Raw genomic sequence first — 17,591 nt, forward strand, 5'->3', positions numbered from 1 at the left:
CTATCGCTAGAGTAAAATCCAAAATTCTTACTCAGAATTGAGCTTTGAATATTCTCTCCCGAAAGTGATTAATCAGAATTCAGAATTCTGAATTCTGAATCGGCTACGCCCCGGTGCGCTAAAAGAATTAGAATAATCTCTCTGTCTAGCTTTAAGACCTAAATACTGTACAACACTTTCCTTGAAATCTGCTGCAATTTAGCTAACTTATAAAAGGGGTTGGCTTTTTGATGATTTTTACTTTGTCAATATTTGCCAACAATGTCCGGCGATCGCCCAATCTTCTTGAGTATGTATAACTAATATTCTCACTGTTGAGTCAGGTGTGGCAATATCTTTATTGACTGGCTGCTGTTGATTTTTCTCAAGGTCTATTTTCAGTCCGATAAATCCAAAGGCTTCACAGGCGGCTTGGCGAATTTCCGCAGAGTGTTCACCTACACCTGCTGTGAATACTAAAGCATCTAATCCCCCCAAACTAGCAAGCATTGCGCCGATACCAGAACGCAAGCGATGCACGTAGATATCCCACGCCAGTTGAGCGCGGGAATTACCTTGAGCCATCGCTTCTCTGACTTCACGCATATCGCTAGATACACCCGAAATTCCTTTTAACCCAGAAGCTTTATTTAGTAACTCATCCAACTTTTCGATAGAGTAATTGCAGTGTCGCAACAGATAAATCAAAATCCCCGGATCGACTGAACCAGAACGGCTACCCATCATTAATCCGTCTAAGGGCGTGAATCCCATAGTAGTATCAATACTGCGACCGTTTTTAATCGCCGCTAAAGAGCATCCATTCCCCAGATGGCAGATAATTAATCGCTTAGGTGCAACATCTCGACCGAGAATTTGGACAGCACGTTGAGAACAGTATTGGTGACTAATACCATGAAACCCATAGCGGCGAATACCTTGCTCTACCCACTGATACGGGCCTGGATAAATTGCTGCTGCATCGGGTAAAGTGGCGTGAAATCCGGTATCAAACACTGCTACTTGAGTGACATCTTTTAGGATGTGTTCAATTGCTTCTATGCCTTCCAAAGCAACTGGATTATGTTCGGGAGCAAGATTAGACAGATCGGCGATCGCTTTTTTGACATCTTCGGTAATTACCACACTATCTCGATAATCCTCTCCACCGTGTACGATCCGATGCCCTACCACATCGATTTCTGACAAGCGATCGATTACCTTGGTGGCATCACGATCGAGTGTATTGAGCATATAGGTGAGGTGCGCCTGTGGGGAATCACCAGAGATTGATTTTTGCAGCGTTCCACCCGTAACAGTTTTCACCTCAATTTCTGCCACACTCCGATCTTGAGTCCAGTTGATTTTTCCTTCCCAAAGGGGTTGGGGTGCTTGGGTGGGCAGAGTTTCACCTGCAATTTCGTACAAACAACTCTTTTGGCTGCTCGATCCGGCATTTAGCACCAATATTTTCATAGTGACAACACAAAAAGACGATCTCTTTTGATCGTGTCACTAATTCTAGCTTCATGCTTAGTACAGTCTTGCGTAAAAGCGTAGCCTTAACAATATGTGAGTTCGACAGACCTCTCCCAGACAGCCTCGCTCTCCTAAAAGGCGAACGCGTTGCGTCTCTCTAAGGAGAGGGAGGAGTAATGAGTAAGGAGGGTTTTTACTCCCCTCTCCTGGTAGGAGAGGGGCTGGGGGAGAGGTCAAAATAGCACTCGTCGAACTCATGTTAACAATACAAGCCGATGCATTAACAAGGCGGCCGTTGCATTAACAATACAAGCTGACGTATTAACAAGGCCGCGGCCGCATTCACAATACAAGCCGATGTATTAACAAGGCCGCGGCCGCATTCACAATACAAGCCGATGTATTAACAAGGCCGCGACCGCATTCACAATACAAGCGAACGCATTGGCATTGCACAGTATTGCCTTTCATGAATTCGCTATAAATTAATGAAATTCTGTACTTAGTTTTCTCACGGTACAACAAGACTTTGAAGCTTCTAGATTTCAGAGACTTGGAACTAGGAAGCGAAAAGAAGTGGCTTGGTCAATTATCATTTCGTAGTTTGATTGGGCGGATGTCGCGGATCTTGAGGGTTCTTTTGCCTGCGTTATCGTCGTCATCAATTGTTAGCAGAGATTTCACGACCGTATGGTTTGCATTTCCACCAGTCACGGTGAGAACAAATGCTGAGTAACTGTTAGTGTTTGTGCCACAACCACTCCGGTCATGGAAGGTTTGATTCCATTCACCAATACGGACACCCTCGCCTCGTGGCTCATCACCACTTTGTTTAATTTCATTGAGGAGAGCTACTTTCAGTTGAGATAGCTTTGATTTTTTATCGGCAAGCATAAGTTTAAGAAACTTCTCGCGATTTACGTTGTCAAGGTTGCCGCCGTTGCTGCATTTATCTTCGTAGTTGGCAAAAGCTGAATTTGGGCTAGTCATCACCAGTGCTGGGATGTTGGCAGACTCAGAGGCGTGCCCACTTGTTGCCGCTAGTGCGAGAACACATAAAGTTAAAGTACAAAAATCAAAGCGCATTCAATTCTCCAAGCGTGAATTAGTGTGTCCAATCAAGATTAACTGCAACGGACACTAAAGGAGAGGGTTTGCAGGCGTATGTAGCAAAGGGGTGACATGAGCAGGCGCGACCTGAACTGGTCGTTTAGAACGCGGAGCCTACTCCGCTAAGGGATTCACACCCCTTACCCTCACGGAAACGACTCTAATAAAGAGTTTGGTCACGCCCAAGTAAGTAATGAAACAGGCGGAGTGCAGACCCCGAAAGTAGCCGTAACTAGCAGCCTAAAACTGGTTATAGAGCAAGAGGGAGTTCTCTATGATGAACATTAAGTGAAGTGTCATTTTAAACTACGTCATTTGACAAAGAGCCAAATCAGGCTGATAGGCTTTAACCAAAAGGTAAATGGGTAGTTTTGGTGTTCTGCTCTCACCAAAACGTGTGAATACAAATCCCATCGTAGAAAAGACAACATCTAAGGAGAACATACAACTAAACGACGCAACAGGGTAAACCCTACAGAGTCTAAGAGAGGTCGAATACTCTTAGTAAGTCCGAGGCAACAAAGACCGAATTCTTTGGTGGGTAGAGGATGAAGTAAAAAGCGAACGCTAACCTGTAATGGGGTAGATAGGGGTTCAAAATTTGCCCTTGACCGAAAGGAATAGCCAACTTACTTTGGGTTTTACACGAAAAGACAAAAAGTTAAAAGAAACTTAATCTGAGGACAAGTTAGATGGTGACAGCAATGTCAACAAACGGACTGAGGAAACAACTAGAAGACTGGAGCCGTATTAAGTGGCAGAAAGTCAACAAACTTGTTAAGAATCTACGACAAAGAATCTTTCGTGCTAGAAAACTTGGTAACTTCAAAACTCTTCGGAGTCTACAGAAGTTAATGCTCACAAGCTACGCAAACTTATTATTATCTGTTCGACGTATCACTCAGACAAATCTTGGTAAAGCAACGGCAGAAATTGATAAAGAAATTATCAATACCCCAATGCAACGAGTGATTCTGGTAAACGATTGGAATGGGGGAAACCTGTTGCCAACTCGAAGGGTAGAGATACCAAAACCCAATGGAAAAAGAAGACCGCTCGGAATCCCAACCGTGCGTGACAGAATCGAACAGGCAATAATCAAGAATTCACTAGAACCCGAATGGGAAGCCGTGTTTGAACCAAATTCCTATGGTTTCAGACCTGGAAGAAGTTGTCAAGATGCTATAGAACAAGATTTTATCAGACTCTGTGGTGGTAGAGACACTTGGGTTTTAGAAGCTGATATTCGAGGATTTTTCGATAACATTGCTCATGAATCCATCCTTGACATGATTAGTAACTTTCCCAAAAGAGAGTTAATCAAAGGATGGTTAAAAGCTGGATTCTTCTACGAGGGAAAATTAAGCCCAACAGAGAAGGGGACACCACAAGGTGGCGTAATATCACCACTATTAGCCAACATAGGATTGCATGGATTAGAAAACTTTATTAAATCTACCAATCAAAAACTTGGCGTGGTTAGATATGCTGATGACTTTATCGTCACAGCTAGAGACAAGGAAAGCCTCGAAAAAGTCCAAATTCAGATTCAACAATGGTTATCAATTAGAGGACTCGAATTCAGTTCGGAGAAGACATTCATCACGTCAATAAAAGAGGGATTTGACTTCCTCGGCTTCAACCATCGTCACTATGACGGTAAGCTCCTAATCAAGCCATCGAAGAAAAAAGTCCTAGACTTTTGTAAGCGAATTGGGAATGAAATAAAAGCACATAACGGAGCCGAACAGGAAGTTGTAATCAATAAACTCAATCCAATTCTCCGTGGTTTTGCTAACTATTATAAAGGTGCAGTTAGCAAAGAAACCTTTGACTACATTTCGTACAGAGTGTGGCAATACCTTTGGGGTTGGGCAAAGCGTAGACACCCCAAGAAAAACGCAAAATGGGTAAGGAAACGTTATTTCAAAACCTTAAAATCCAAGCAATGGACATTCGCTTGCACTATCAGCGACCGCCGAGGGAAAGAAAAGAATTTAGTCCTTTTCCCAATAGCGTATACATCCATTGAACGCCATATCAAGGTTAAGGGAGAAGCGTCACCTGACGACCCCTCACTAAAGGAGTACTGGGAAAAGCGTCATCAGAAATTTGGTAAAAGTTACTGGGAGAAGAACTCTCGGAACTATAAAATAGCTCAAATCCAAAATTGGTCTTGTCCAATCTGCGGCGAACCATTACTTAATGGCGAGGAAATAAACACCCATCATATAGTACCCGTGGCTCAAGGTGGACTAGACGACATAGAAAACCTTCAGCATTTACACATAGCGTGTCACAAGCAGGTACATTCAAAAAACCCAAGTTTTTCTAGTTTGAAGTAAGGCTTGAGCCGGATGAGTGCAAAAGTCTCATGTCCGGTTCTTAGGGGAGGGGATGGAGGTGACTCCTGAACCTTACCCGACTGATACCAAAGGTTACGAATATGCAACAAACGAAACCCCTAACTGAAATCGTTATACTAACTGTGGGAGGCTGTTTATCTATCCAGCCAGATTCCATAGTTGTGTTTTTTATAGCTTGTTGCACTATGTCTTTCTTCAAAACCCCGCTGATTGGTTTAAAAGCTGACTCATTTCGTCATCCATTAGACCTGGAAGCTACCAGAGCGCTCAAGCAGATACCAGGCATAGATATGTTGGTGCGAAATTGGCTCGGGCCAATGGCAGAGCAGGTTTTTTATGTGGAAAATATTGCCTCTAGCATTTTGGTGGGTGAAAAGCAACTACCCGATTTATACAAGCTATTGTTAGATGCCTGTAAAATCCTGGATATCGATCCTCCCCAGTTGTACGTTCGGCAACATCCGGCTCCTAACGCCTATACTTTTGCTGTGCGCGGTAAGCAGCCTTTTGTGGTGGTACACACTTCCCTGATTGATATCCTTACACCAGAGGAAATACAAGCAGTAATCGCCCACGAGTTAGGGCATCTCAAGTGTGACCATAGCGTTTACTTGACACCTGTAAATTTATTAATATTAGCTGCGGCGATTGTGCCCAATGTCGGAACCTTCGTGGCTCAAGCTATACAGGCGCAACTTTTGGAATGGGTACGTTGTGCTGAGTTTACCTGCGATCGCGCTGCATTACTAGCAACTCAAGATCCGAAAGTGGTCATGTCCGTGTTGATGAAGTTGGCTGGTGGTTCTCCCACCTTAGCGCCACAACTGAATCTCGATGCCTTTGTTGCCCAAGCCCGCGCTTACGATGATATTAGCAAGACAGAACTGGGTGAAATGGTCAAAGCTGCTCGCACAGCCCAATTAAGCCATCCAGTGCCAGTACTGCGGGCGCGAGAAATTGACCGTTGGGCAAGCAGCACCGAATATCAAACTCTGTTGCACAGTCACGGACTGAAGTCTACTAATAATGAAGTTGCACCCAAAGGTGGATGGCGCAATTGGTAGAGCTTCTATTGACAACCGTTTTTTGGCTATATAAGCAGAAAAATTTTTAATAGATCGTGAGAAGCGATCGCCAAATAGCGATCGCTTCTCCTTTTGCTCAAAAAACGCAAACTCTAATTACACTACATATCCCTTTTGTCAACTAGAAGCTTTTAAAGCTGCTTCTGCTTGGGAATGTAACAACAAACCGTATTCTAAGCCCTCCACCACTGCTTGATAGGAAGCCGCCAAAATATTGGTGGAAACCCCTACCGTCGTCCAGCGTTGACGACCATTGCCTGATTCTACCAACACACGAGTTTTCGCCGCAGTGCCCGTATGTCCGTTGAGAATTCGCACTTTGTAATCTGTCAAATCAAAGGTTGCAATCTGAGGATAAAAGTTCACCAAAGCCTTGCGTAAAGCTGCATCTAAAGCTGCAACAGGCCCGTTACCTTCCGCCGCCTCCAAAATATTTTTGCCGTCAACAGCGACTTTGACTGTAGCTAGGGCATTGCTAGTTTCTTTCCCCTCAATCAAGTCACAGTGGACTTGAAAACCTTTGACTTCAAAAAACTTTTGGCGGCCTCCCAAAGCTTCGTGCATCAGCAACACAAAACTGGCCTCTGCGGCTTCAAATTGAAATCCTTCGCTCTCCAAATCTTTGAGGCGCTGGAGAATTTCTCTAGCATCTGCTTTTTGTTGATCCAATTCAATGCCAAAACTGCGGGCTTTGGCTAAAACATTGCTCAGTCCAGACTGTTCCGAAATCACAATGCGCCGACGATTCCCGACTTGTTCCGGCTGAATGTGTTCGTAAGTTAGGGGATTACGTTCTACAGCTGATACATGAATACCACCCTTATGGGCAAAAGCCGAACGTCCCACAAAGGGAGCGTGTTCATCTGGCGCAAGGTTGACCACCTCACTCACAAAACGACTAGCTTCTGTAAGTTGTGTGAGCTGGTCTTCTGTGATACAACTGTAACCCGCCTTCAGTTGTAAATTGGGGATTAGCGAACAGAGGTTAGCATTACCGCAACGTTCACCATAACCATTAATTGTGCCCTGTACCATCTTTGCCCCTGCCATCACGGCGGCTATTGCGTTAGCAACCGCCATTTCCGAATCGTTGTGAGTATGAATTCCAATTTGGGGCATTGGGGATTGGGGATTAGGGATTGGGAATTGGGAAGAGTCTTTCCTAGTCCCCAGTCCCCAGTCCCCAGTCCCCGATACCCAGTCCCCAGTCACCTTGACTACATCTTGCACAATTTGGCTAATTTCGTGGGGTAAAGTGCCGCCATTGGTATCACACAGGACTAGCCATTCCGCACCAGAGGCGATCGCAGCCTCTAATGTCTGTAAAGCATAATCTCGATTGTGCTTATAGCCATCAAACCAATGTTCGGCATCGTAGATAATGCGGCGCCCTTGAGAACGGAGGTACTCAATGGTGTCGCGAATCATCGCCAAATTTTCTTCTAATGTCGTCTTGAGTCCGGTTGTCACGTGTAAATCCCAAGACTTGCCAAAAATCGTTACCCAGCGAGTTCCCGCCGCCAAAATATCCTGTAGCATCGGTTCGGTGGCGGCAGTAGAGTTGGGGCGTCGAGTCGAACAAAAAGCGACAATTTCAGCCTGTTTGAGCGGATCTTCTTGGAGTTGCCAGAAAAATTGTACATCCTTGGGATTGGCACCAGGCCAACCACCTTCAATAAAGGGAATTCCCAGTTGATCGAGTCTACGGGCAATGCGTAACTTATCTTCTATCGATACAGATAGCCCCTCGCGCTGAGTGCCATCCCGTAATGTAGTGTCATAGAGCCAAAGTTGAGGTGAAGAATTTGTGGTCATAAAACTGGGACCGACGAGACAACTTTCGAGGCAATGTGTCAATATACAACAAAAAGCCAGTTTGGCAATTTAAAAATGCCTAAAGTAATAGCTGAAGGTAAAACAATAGATTGCGAACATGGAAGCAATCTGCGCAAGATTTTGCTGCAAAATGGTATTAACCTCTACAATGACGGTGCTAAGGTAATAAACTGTCGGGGCATTGGCAGTTGTGGTACCTGCGCGGTTAAGGTAGAGGGCAAAGTCTCAGCAGCGAACTGGCGCGATCGAACACGGCGTTCGCTTCCTCCCCATTCTCCTACAACAGACTTACGTTTAGCCTGTCAAACTCAGGTTTTAGGCGATGTGAAAGTGACAAAGTTTGATGGATTTTGGGGACAAGGTTCTCGAATAGTGTGGACACCAAAAGGTTAAAAAGGAGTTAAGACAAGATGGGTAGATGGACACCCTTAATTTTAATGGCTGGAGGTTTAGCCATTCTGCTTGGTACATTACTGGGCATCAACTTTCCGATGGGCGTACAAACTGCTAACGCTCCTAGTGACAAAAAATCAGAAGTCCTGCCAGCTAATATCAATGTTAATAGCAGTGCTGGCAGCAAAAATGAAGAAACTGCAACAGAAGGAAACGAAACAACTGAAACCAACCAAAACAGACGCTCTATTGTAGCTCCAAGACCTGACAACAGGAGTAACGTTGCTCAGAATTCTGGCGATGACTCAACATCACCTGCTGACACTACAACAGAGAATAATACAGATTCTTCAGGAACAAGCACACCATCCAGCGATACAAATCAAAGCAACGAACCAATTCGCGCCTTATGGTAACAATCAGATCCGTCTTCAGACCCGTCTTTAGTTACGAGTTATAAGTTATAAGTTATGAGTTATGAGTTATGAGTTATTAGTTATGTACCAATGACAAATGACAAATGACTAATGACTAATGACTAATGACTAATGACTAATGATTAGTGAGACTGTAATTATTGGTGGCGGCGTTATTGGTTTAGCGATCGCCATTGAACTAAAATTGCGCGGGACAAACGTCACCGTGCTTTGTCGTGACTTTCAGGCTGCCGCTACCCACGCCGCCGCCGGGATGTTGGCACCAGATGCGGAAAACATCGCTAATGAAGCAATGCGTTGCTTGTGTTGGCGATCGCGTGCCTTATATCCCGACTGGACGCGCAAATTAGAAGAACTGACCGGCTTAAATACTGGCTACCGTGCCTGTGGTATCCTTGCACCCGTGTTTGAAGAGCCAGGGGGGCAGGGGAGCAGGGGAGCAGGGGAGCAGAGGAGCAGAGGGGAAAGTCTTTCCTCCTCATCTCCCTCATCCCCCTGTTACTGGTTAAACAAGGAGGCAATTCATCAATATCAGCCAGGATTGGGAGCCGAGGTAGTTGGTGGCTGGTGGTATCCTGAAGACGCCCAAGTTGATAATCAAGCTCTAGCTCACGTATTGCGGACGGCGGCTGAATCTATTGGTGTTGAACTCAAAGATGGTATTACGGTAGAAGGATTTTTACAGCAGCAAGGACAAGTGGTTGGCGTGCAAACCAATGCTGGAATAATTCGCGCCGCGCACTATGTTTTAGCTTCAGGTGCTTGGTCAAATGAATTGTTACCGCTACCTGTGCTACCCAGAAAAGGACAAATGCTGAGTGTGCGGATACCAGAAGTTTCGCCGGAATTGCCCTTGAAGCGGGTTTTGTTCGGGCAGGATATTTACATCGTACCAAGACGCGATCGCCTGGTTATTGGCGCAACCAGTGAAGACGTTGGCTTTATGCCCAACAACACCCCAGAAGGTATTCAAAAATTACTACAAGCTGCCATCCGCCTGTATCCCCAATTAAAGCATTATCCCATCCAAGAATTTTGGTGGGGATTTCGCCCAACCACCCCTGATGAATTACCCATCCTGGGCACTAGCCACTGTCAAAATTTAACCTTTGCTACGGGTCATTACCGCAACGGAATTCTACTTGCGCCCGTAACCGCCGCTTTGATTGCCGATTTAATCTTAGAACAAAAATCTGACCCCCTACTTGCTGATTTTCACTATTCGCGTTTTCAGTCCAAGTCATCTACCTCCACCCCAATGCTGACTCACTCTGCTAATTTCTCTAACAGACATCACTCTGCTATATCCCCACTCCCCACGGATGCGATTAATCGCGTCTCTACCGATTCCCCATTGATTATCGCTGGCAAAACCTTCCAATCCCGCTTGATGACGGGAACTGGTAAGTATCGCAGCATTGAGGAAATGCAGCAAAGCGTCGCCGCCAGCGATTGCCAAATTGTCACCGTAGCAGTACGACGGGTACAAACCAAGGCTCCGGGACATGAAGGTTTAGCTGAAGCCTTGGATTGGACAAAAATCTGGATGTTACCCAATACCGCAGGTTGTCAAACTGCTGAAGAGGCGATTCGGGTGGCGCGTTTAGGGCGAGAAATGGCGAAATTGCTGGGGCAAGAAGATAATAACTTTATAAAGTTAGAAGTAATACCCGACCTTAAGTATTTACTCCCAGACCCAATTGGGACATTGCAAGCAGCAGAACAACTAGTTAAAGAAGGCTTTGCAGTATTACCCTATATCAATGCTGACCCGATGTTAGCCAAGCGTTTAGAAGAAGTAGGCTGTGCTACAGTCATGCCTTTGGCATCACCAATTGGTTCTGGACAAGGACTGAAAACAACTGCCAATATCCAAATAATCATCGAAAATGCAGGTGTGCCAGTGGTAGTAGATGCTGGTATTGGTTCACCTTCAGAAGCCGCTCAGGCAATGGAATTGGGAGCAGATGCCTTGTTAATTAATAGTGCGATCGCTCTTTCTCCAAAACCAGCAGCAATGGCTCGTGCGATGAATTTAGCAACAGTCGCCGGTCGTCTAGCATACCTTGCTGGCAGAATGCCTATTAAAGATTACGCCAGTCCTAGTTCACCTCTAACTGGGACGATTACTAGTTAGGCAATAGGGCATGGGGCATGGGGCATGGGGCATGGAGAATAAACAGACAAGACAGACAAAGGGACAAGGTGACAAGGCGACTTGAGTCAGAACTTGCAACAAGTCTTTCCCTTGCCCTCAATTTTCCTTTCCTAATGCCCAATGCCCAATGCCCAATGACAAATGACAAATGACAAATGTAACGATTTATCTAGCAGTTTAAGACCAGATTTAGCATTTATGTAACATTAAATTAACGATAAAGATAAAGGAATTCATTCATGCCCTATACCAATGAAGAAGGCGGTCTTCTGAATAATTTTGCCCGGGAACCAAAGGTTTATCAAGCAGAACCTCTCACGGAAGGGCAAAAGCGAACTTATATCATACTAGGAATTGCCGCTACAGCTTTGGTTGCCGGCTTGATTCTAGTCGCCTTCTTTGTTTCTAAGAGCAGTTGATCGTAAAACATTTTAAGAAAACTTCATCTTTTTTATAGTTTTTCAGGTTCCGATTTTAAGAGGGGCCTGCTTTTTTATTTTTTGTTAAAATTGAACTAGGAATGAAAGTATATAATTATACTTTATTGTTCCTACTATAATTGAAAGCTCAATATATCCACAGCAGCACAACATCTACTTATTAAAAATCATTTTTATTATGACTTTAGTCCACTTGAATGCACCCAGAAAGGTGATATGTACTATGTTTTGGCTTTTTAGCCGCTATGAGCGTGAATGATACTGCACACAACAATAATTCTACTTGGAATCGGCAAGTATACCACCGCCTGAAACTTGCCTTAAGTCTTGGCTTACGACGACAAATTCTTTTGGCAGTTTGTGATGATTTATACTTAAGAAATCAAGTAGCAGCCCGTTTGCATTCTACATTGGCTTATCCTGTTGGACAGGTGCTATATCAATCATCAAATGCTCAGGAAAATAGCACTCCAGCTTATCCGCGATTAGTCACGTTGCGTTTGAATTTAAACGATCCCAATCCCATAATTCAGATTAATCAATGGTTGACTAATTACCCACCGCCAATTGTTGAGGCATCAAAAGATACTCCTGGAAGACCTTTTCCAGTACCAGCATTTCAGATTGTCGGCGTGGAACATCTTACGAAGCAACCAGTTGCAACACAGCGTTTATTTTTGCACTATCTCCGCTTAAGCGAACAATATTTCTCTACACAAGAATCCAGCCGATTTCTAGAATCTAATTTGCTTTTGTGGATACCACGTCCTTGGTTAGCGGCTATTAAGCAATCAGCACCACAGTTTTGGCGTTGTCGTACTGGCGTATTTGTCTTTGCTGGAGAACCCACACCAGCAACTCAGAATTTGGCCTATCCAGAACGTTTTTCACGTTCTGGAAGCTTGGATTTAGGCAATATTGAGCAGTCGATTCTAGATGAATCAGCTAACCAAGCAGAACTCAGAACCGCAACTACCGAGTTCAAGTTTGATAATAATTCTGATTTCCCAGTAGAGATACAAGAAAATCGCGTACACAAAACTGAGGAAGTTTCACCATCAACAGCGGATTTATTGAAGGCTACGCCACAACAACAGGAATCTACAAATCGGTCTGGTAGCGGGAGTAATAATCAATCGCTGTCGTCTTTATCTTATATTAGCAATGAGTTAAAAGAGCTAGTAACAGCAACAATAAATACAAGTATTGCTCAAAATACAGAGGATTCTTTACAACCACAGCAGATTTTGTTGGAGATTGAAGAATTACACGAAAATCTTGCTTCAGAGGAGATACTGGCAGAGGCTTATCATCGCTTGGGTACTTTATATCGTCTTCGGATTGAGCAAGGAGAGGCAACTTTAGAAAACCTAATGGTGGCAATTATTGCCTATCAAGAGGCAATTAGCTATGACGAAAGCTCACCGCAACTCCCAGATATCTTGAATGATTTGGGTACACTCTACTGGATGCTATACCGCACACCACCCAATTCTGAAGAGGGACAAACTTATATAGAGCAGGCAATAGAATTTTATCAGTTGGCGTTAAAGATAATTTCGCCTCAGACACATTTGGAAACTTACGCTCGCGTACAAAATAATTTGGGGACAGCCTATGGTGATTTAGCTCGTTTCTCTCACCCATCGGAAAATTGGCAGCAAGCAATTTTGGCTTACAGTGAAGCACTCAGCTACCGTACAGCTGAAATGGATTCATTAAAGTATGCAGCTTGCCAAAATAATTTGGGTACTGCTTACTGGCATTTAGGGCAATACAACCAACCGATTGTGCATTTAAAGAAAGCGATCGCAGCTTACAATGAAGCACTTGCACACTACAACCCGGAAGCAGAACCGCTCAAGTATGGCATGATTCAAAACAATATCGGTACTGCGTTTTGGAATCTAGCACAATACGAACAACCTGCCCAAAATCTCCAGCTAGCCATAGATGTTTATAGCGAAGCTCTCAAGTATCGCACTCCAGCTAATGTTCCCAGTGCCTGCGCCGCTACACAAAATAATCTGGGTACTGCTTACTGGCATTTAGCAAACCTATCTGAAACTACTAAAGAGGCACGGCAAAAATATCTGCAACTATGTATCAACGCTTACGAAGAAGCTATAGCTTTAGCTCACTCACTTAGCGGTACTTCTTTAAGTTTTGATTTGCTTGCCTCTCACAATAACCTGGGACTAGCACATTATCAGCTAGTAATAGATAAGTCTTTTAATATTGACAAAGCGACACGCTCTCAACACTTAGAAGTAGCATTAGATAACCATTTGCAAGCCTTAAACGGATTAAGTAAACAACCAGAGGCTTATCAAACAACCTTTGCTTATGTGGTTAAAACTATTCGTGCTTTTCATAATGAGTTAGGGATACAGGGACAAAATCTAGCTTTATCTAAAGTTCCTAGCCAGTTGTTACCAGAGATTTTGTCAAAATTATGAATCCCATTGCTCTCCATAGTGCGGAGAATGTCAAAAAACTGTAACTTCATATCAACTTGACAATTTATTGGTAAGTCAAGTAAGGTAGCGATGTTTACGACGGGCTACGTCTACGTAATTGCCTACGTAATTACTAGACTTCTTGCATAAATCAAAAAAGAACCCTAATCCGCCTTTGACTTACCTTAAAGTCTCCACTCTTGGTGAGAGGTAGCGTGTTAGGGAAATTTTGCAATCGGTTTACTGTTTTACTAATTACAAACTAGTGAAATATATTTTCACAACTCATAATTTTAACTTCATAAATATAAATTATTCATTAAATTATTTTGAAATACACATAAATATTTTATAAAAAATACAAGAAGACATTGGCGTATTTTCCGTAAATTTACTAAGGTAGACTGAATACCTACTTGAAAGAAGCTCCAGAATGAACGTTTAAACCTAGAATTATGAAACTAAGTTTTGTTTTCGCTACTGCTATATCTAGTTTTTTTGTGAGTTCGGCCACAGAATTTAGTTTCTCTGGTCAAGCACAAGCTCTAACTTTTTCTGGCATCTCTAGTGCGACATGGGGAAATCCAACTCCAGGAATCAATGATACTAATCCCATATATACAGGTGTGGCAAGTAACACATTTACCTGGGGTCAAGCTAATTTGCCGCCAGGACTTCCAAATAAACTAACCTCTAATGGAACTTCATTTTCTGCGGACATTAACTCTGTATTCAAAATAGCTGATTTAACTTACTTCAATGGTAAGGTACGCACTGATTCAAGCGTTGGATTTGTACCTTTAAATCTCAATCTATCTTTCAGCCCACCTGTGGGAACCAGCCAAGTTTTTGACTTTAACTTGCGTTTAGTAAATACACTTAATGACCCAAAAGATCCTGAGAATAGTGCAGACTTGGTATTTTTAGACACAAATTTGAGTAATCGCAGTTTCACCTTTGGAAGTAATAAATATACCCTTGAGTTAATCGGTTTTAATCTAGAAGGTCGCCAGATAAGTATTAAGGCTCTTGAAGAAGCTACAACTACAACAGCTATTTATGCCAAAATCAAAACTATACCCGAACCTGCGTCAGTGTTGGGTCTATCATTGCTAGGGATATACCTGATATCTCGTAAAAATCCTTGGAAAATAAATACAGGGAATAGGGAATAGATATATACTAAGTTTTGTTCAAAAATTAAATAGGAGTGCTACATAACAATCCGATTTGATTTTTGAACTTATTTACGGGGACAGATAAGAGGCAACGCTCAAGAAGGTTCTTTCAATTGTATGGGGTTTTTTCACGCAATCAAAAATTTGGGCGATAAAAATATAGAGACGCGATTTGTCGCGTCTCTACAGGGGTTTAGCGTTTTTTGATAGACGCGATGAATTGCGTCTTTATGCAGGGTTAGGTTGGGTTCGGCTTTGAAGTAGCTGGATAATTGCAGCTTTTTCTAAGATTCCAACTAGGACGCCATTCTCACGAATCACGGGAAGTACAGATAGTTTTTGTTGTTCGAGTAACTGCATGACTTCCAGCAGAGGTTGATCTGATTGGACTGTGGTAGATTCGGTAATTGGTCGCATGACTTCTTTAACTTGAGTTTCTGACCACAGTGCTGTGGGGATGGTTCTTAAATTATCAATTGCGATCGCACCTATTAATTGTCCATCATCATCAGTCACTAAGAACCGATGCCAGTTTTGCCCACTTATGACTCGCTCATCGGCAAACTCTCTTAAGGTAAGATTAGCAGATACAATCGGGCTGTCATGAGTTACAGCATCTTCGGCTGTCAAACCTGTAAGTTTTTCTTGGACTCTGGCAAATTGAGCCGAATTACCAGCATTTTGCAACAAGAAGAAGCCAATTAACAAGTTCCAGAAGTTACCGGAGTTGCCAAATAATAGTAGAGGAACTACACCGGAAAGAATTGCTACCCAACCAAATATTTGCCCGACTCGACTAGCAAAGGTGACACCTTTATAAGGATTACCTGTAATTTTCCAAACTATGGCTTTCAGTATATTTCCGCCATCTAAGGGCAAGCCAGGAATCAAGTTAAACAGTGCTAATGCTAAGTTAACCGAAGCGAGAACACCAAGAATTGCAGCTAACGGCCCTGATGCAGCAGTCGTAACACCAATAGCTGTAACGATACCGCATAGTAGTAAGCTTACCATTGGCCCGGCGATCGCTACCCAGAAAGCTTCACCTGGGGTTTTCGACTCTTTTTCTAAGCTCGCCAAACCGCCAAATATAAACAGCGTGATGGATTTGACATCAATTCCCTGGCGAATCGCAACAAAACTGTGGCCTAATTCATGGGCGACGACAGAGGCAAATAACATCAGCGCTGTCATCAATCCTAGTAGCAAAGCCAATCCCGCAGACAATTGGGGAAATTGCGCCGCCAGTCCACTGCTATAGCTCCAAGTTACTAAACCCAGAACTAAAAACCATGATGGATGGATATAGAAGGGAATTCCGAAGAGATTACCAACGCGAATTGTGCCATTCATGTCGTTCACCTTTGATTTCAGCTTCGAGAGGTTTGCTTTTATCCTTCTCGATGTCTTTATTGTAACGAAAGGTTAAGAGATTTTAATCTTGATGGCGGTAGTGGTGTCCGTCGATAAAGGTGCGGTTATTGGGAATATTGAGAGCATCCAAATTCAAGAAGCAGGAGAAACCTTGGATCGCGTCGATAGCGCATTTCGATACATTTTTTTGTACGAATGCTGCTTTATACCCAGAACTTCTGTCTGAAATGGGGCGCTCAACAACCCTCCTAGTAATAAAAAGGACAGTCCACTGTACTCTCGCACGAGCCAAACATGAATAGACCTCTTGCATAAATCAAAAATAAGAAAGAACCCCACCCCACCAAAGCTACGCTTTGTCTCCCCTCCCGAAGAGCGGGGAGGGGGAGGGGTTGGGGGTGGGGTGTTAGGGACTTTTGCAAGAGGTCTAATGAATAGTCCACCAGGCAGGATCGTTGAACTAGGCAACCCCAATCGTTAATAACTGAGCAATCAAGAGAGGTTAAAGACAGTTTAAGTCGTATAAAAACGGATTTGTATCCAACGTGTGGGAACACGTTCAATTTCCGATTTTGTGGTCATGTCAGACTGCCTATTTTACGTTTAAACCCAATGTCCCCGTAGCATATAACATTGCTTTATTGACTAACTCAGCCCCCGCTTTTTCGGGTGAACCGACATCGAATGGAGGAGCTGGATCGTACTCCATTAATAGTTGAGCGATCTTGGCGGCTTCTTCACCACAAAGGACTTCAGCGATCGTTAGACCAAAATCAATGCCTGCCGTAACCCCCCCACCAGTTATGCGATTTCGGTCAATCACAACTCGCTCCGTTCCGACCTCAACGCCCAACGTTGCGAGTTGTTCGCGCATCATCCAGTGAGTCGCCGCTCGATAGCCTTGTAGTAGTCCTGCCTTCGCTAAAAACTCAGACCCGCCGCACACAGAGGTGATGAACTTTGCTGTGCTCCCCTGTTTGTGGAAAAACTCAAGCACTTCTGGATCGTTTACTACTGCACTCTGTCCTAAACCGCCGCCGACGCAGATTGCGTCTAAAGGTGGGCAATTTTCAAAGGTAGTATCGGGCAAAATCATCATTCCGTCATCGGTTTTGATCGGGTCTAAAGCTTTCCAGATGCGGTGGATCTGGACACCAGGAAGCGAATTAAAAACTGTCTGGGGCCCTACAATATCAAGTGCTGTCATGCCAGGATAAAGTACCAAGCCAATAATATGTTTTTGTGAGTAAGTCATGAATCAATCTCCTGATGAAAGTTGCTATGAAATCTATCCTTA

At 43.6% G+C, this 17,591-nt stretch carries 14 protein-coding genes; 8 read left to right on the plus strand and 6 right to left on the minus strand.

Translation table 11 applies throughout. The annotated features are described in order from the left end of the window. Positions 1-237: 237 nt before the first annotated feature. Positions 238-1,455 (minus strand): acetate kinase, encoded by a 1,218-nt coding sequence (locus RMX89_RS09600; RefSeq protein WP_322688764.1) that lies wholly within the window; start codon positions 1,453-1,455, stop codon positions 238-240. A gap of 588 nt (positions 1,456-2,043) precedes the next feature. Further along, the gene (locus RMX89_RS09605) at positions 2,044-2,544 is read right to left on the minus strand and encodes a hypothetical protein (protein WP_322688765.1); all 501 of its coding nucleotides are present in this window, start codon (positions 2,542-2,544) and stop codon (positions 2,044-2,046) included. 716 nt (positions 2,545-3,260) lie between these two features. Between RMX89_RS09605 and ltrA the strand changes: the two genes are divergently transcribed. Together ltrA and RMX89_RS09615 are read left to right on the plus strand one after the other, a co-directional pair. Continuing rightward, the gene (gene ltrA / locus RMX89_RS09610) at positions 3,261-4,913 is read left to right on the plus strand and encodes a group II intron reverse transcriptase/maturase (protein ID WP_322688766.1); all 1,653 of its coding nucleotides are present in this window, start codon (positions 3,261-3,263) and stop codon (positions 4,911-4,913) included. Between the two features lie 206 nt (positions 4,914-5,119). Next, positions 5,120-5,998 carry a M48 family metallopeptidase gene (locus tag RMX89_RS09615; RefSeq protein ID WP_322688821.1) on the plus strand — a complete coding sequence of 293 codons (879 nt, stop codon included), beginning with the start codon at positions 5,120-5,122 and terminating at the stop codon, positions 5,996-5,998. A 138-nt stretch (positions 5,999-6,136) separates the two neighbouring features. Here the strand turns inward: RMX89_RS09615 and cimA are convergent, their stop codons facing one another. After that, positions 6,137-7,834, minus strand: coding sequence for a citramalate synthase (cimA, locus tag RMX89_RS09620; RefSeq protein ID WP_322688767.1), 1,698 nt, complete (start codon positions 7,832-7,834; stop codon positions 6,137-6,139). 75 nt (positions 7,835-7,909) lie between these two features. Between cimA and RMX89_RS09625 the strand changes: the two genes are divergently transcribed. The 6 genes from RMX89_RS09625 (at position 7,910) to RMX89_RS09650 (ending at position 14,917) form a co-directional block, all read left to right on the plus strand. Further along, positions 7,910-8,248 (plus strand): 2Fe-2S iron-sulfur cluster-binding protein, encoded by a 339-nt coding sequence (locus RMX89_RS09625; RefSeq protein ID WP_289795169.1) that lies wholly within the window; start codon positions 7,910-7,912, stop codon positions 8,246-8,248. Positions 8,249-8,265: 17 nt separating this feature from the next. After that, positions 8,266-8,664, plus strand: coding sequence for a hypothetical protein (locus tag RMX89_RS09630; RefSeq protein ID WP_322673556.1), 399 nt, complete (start codon positions 8,266-8,268; stop codon positions 8,662-8,664). Positions 8,665-8,803: 139 nt separating this feature from the next. Next, positions 8,804-10,822, plus strand: a complete 2,019-nt coding sequence (gene thiO, locus RMX89_RS09635; RefSeq protein WP_322688768.1) for a glycine oxidase ThiO — start codon at positions 8,804-8,806, stop codon at positions 10,820-10,822. Between the two features lie 260 nt (positions 10,823-11,082). Then, entirely contained in the window at positions 11,083-11,262 is a 180-nt protein-coding gene (gene psb34, locus RMX89_RS09640; protein ID WP_322673558.1) for a photosystem II assembly protein Psb34, read from the plus strand. Positions 11,263-11,528: 266 nt separating this feature from the next. Then, positions 11,529-13,742 (plus strand): tetratricopeptide repeat protein, encoded by a 2,214-nt coding sequence (locus RMX89_RS09645; RefSeq protein WP_322688769.1) that lies wholly within the window; start codon positions 11,529-11,531, stop codon positions 13,740-13,742. A 455-nt stretch (positions 13,743-14,197) separates the two neighbouring features. Then, positions 14,198-14,917: a choice-of-anchor K domain-containing protein gene (locus tag RMX89_RS09650; RefSeq protein ID WP_322688770.1), complete on the plus strand. Its 720-nt coding sequence runs from the start codon at positions 14,198-14,200 to the stop codon at positions 14,915-14,917. A 231-nt stretch (positions 14,918-15,148) separates the two neighbouring features. Here RMX89_RS09650 and RMX89_RS09655 read toward each other — a convergent pair whose 3' ends face one another. The 3 genes from RMX89_RS09655 to RMX89_RS09665 form a co-directional block, all read right to left on the minus strand. Continuing rightward, positions 15,149-16,273: a site-2 protease family protein gene (locus tag RMX89_RS09655; RefSeq protein WP_322688771.1), complete on the minus strand. Its 1,125-nt coding sequence runs from the start codon at positions 16,271-16,273 to the stop codon at positions 15,149-15,151. An 82-nt stretch (positions 16,274-16,355) separates the two neighbouring features. Beyond that, the gene (locus tag RMX89_RS09660) at positions 16,356-16,607 is read right to left on the minus strand and encodes a hypothetical protein (protein WP_322688772.1); all 252 of its coding nucleotides are present in this window, start codon (positions 16,605-16,607) and stop codon (positions 16,356-16,358) included. A 279-nt stretch (positions 16,608-16,886) separates the two neighbouring features. After that, positions 16,887-17,549 (minus strand): DJ-1/PfpI family protein, encoded by a 663-nt coding sequence (locus RMX89_RS09665; protein ID WP_322688773.1) that lies wholly within the window; start codon positions 17,547-17,549, stop codon positions 16,887-16,889. Between the last annotated feature and the right edge of the window lie 42 nt (positions 17,550-17,591).

This window comes from Nostoc sp. DedSLP04 (genome assembly GCF_034530775.1).
GTDB lineage: Bacteria > Cyanobacteriota > Cyanobacteriia > Cyanobacteriales > Nostocaceae > Nostoc.

Bases quoted from the DNA above. Each gene is read 5' to 3' on its own strand.
- RMX89_RS09655 (WP_322688771.1), bottom strand. From the start codon at position 16,273: ATGAATGGCACAATTCGCGTTGGTAATCTCTTCGGAATTCCCTTCTAT.
- RMX89_RS09615 (WP_322688821.1), top strand. From the start codon at position 5,120: ATGTCTTTCTTCAAAACCCCGCTGATTGGTTTAAAAGCTGACTCATTT.
- RMX89_RS09650 (WP_322688770.1), top strand. From the start codon at position 14,198: ATGAAACTAAGTTTTGTTTTCGCTACTGCTATATCTAGTTTTTTTGTG.
- RMX89_RS09630 (WP_322673556.1), top strand. From the start codon at position 8,266: ATGGGTAGATGGACACCCTTAATTTTAATGGCTGGAGGTTTAGCCATT.
- RMX89_RS09605 (WP_322688765.1), bottom strand. From the start codon at position 2,544: ATGCGCTTTGATTTTTGTACTTTAACTTTATGTGTTCTCGCACTAGCG.
- RMX89_RS09645 (WP_322688769.1), top strand. From the start codon at position 11,529: ATGAGCGTGAATGATACTGCACACAACAATAATTCTACTTGGAATCGG.
- cimA (WP_322688767.1), bottom strand. From the start codon at position 7,834: ATGACCACAAATTCTTCACCTCAACTTTGGCTCTATGACACTACATTA.
- ltrA (WP_322688766.1), top strand. From the start codon at position 3,261: ATGGTGACAGCAATGTCAACAAACGGACTGAGGAAACAACTAGAAGAC.
- thiO (WP_322688768.1), top strand. From the start codon at position 8,804: ATGATTAGTGAGACTGTAATTATTGGTGGCGGCGTTATTGGTTTAGCG.
- RMX89_RS09665 (WP_322688773.1), bottom strand. From the start codon at position 17,549: ATGACTTACTCACAAAAACATATTATTGGCTTGGTACTTTATCCTGGC.
- psb34 (WP_322673558.1), top strand. From the start codon at position 11,083: ATGCCCTATACCAATGAAGAAGGCGGTCTTCTGAATAATTTTGCCCGG.
- RMX89_RS09660 (WP_322688772.1), bottom strand. From the start codon at position 16,607: ATGCAAGAGGTCTATTCATGTTTGGCTCGTGCGAGAGTACAGTGGACT.
- RMX89_RS09600 (WP_322688764.1), bottom strand. From the start codon at position 1,455: ATGAAAATATTGGTGCTAAATGCCGGATCGAGCAGCCAAAAGAGTTGT.
- RMX89_RS09625 (WP_289795169.1), top strand. From the start codon at position 7,910: ATGCCTAAAGTAATAGCTGAAGGTAAAACAATAGATTGCGAACATGGA.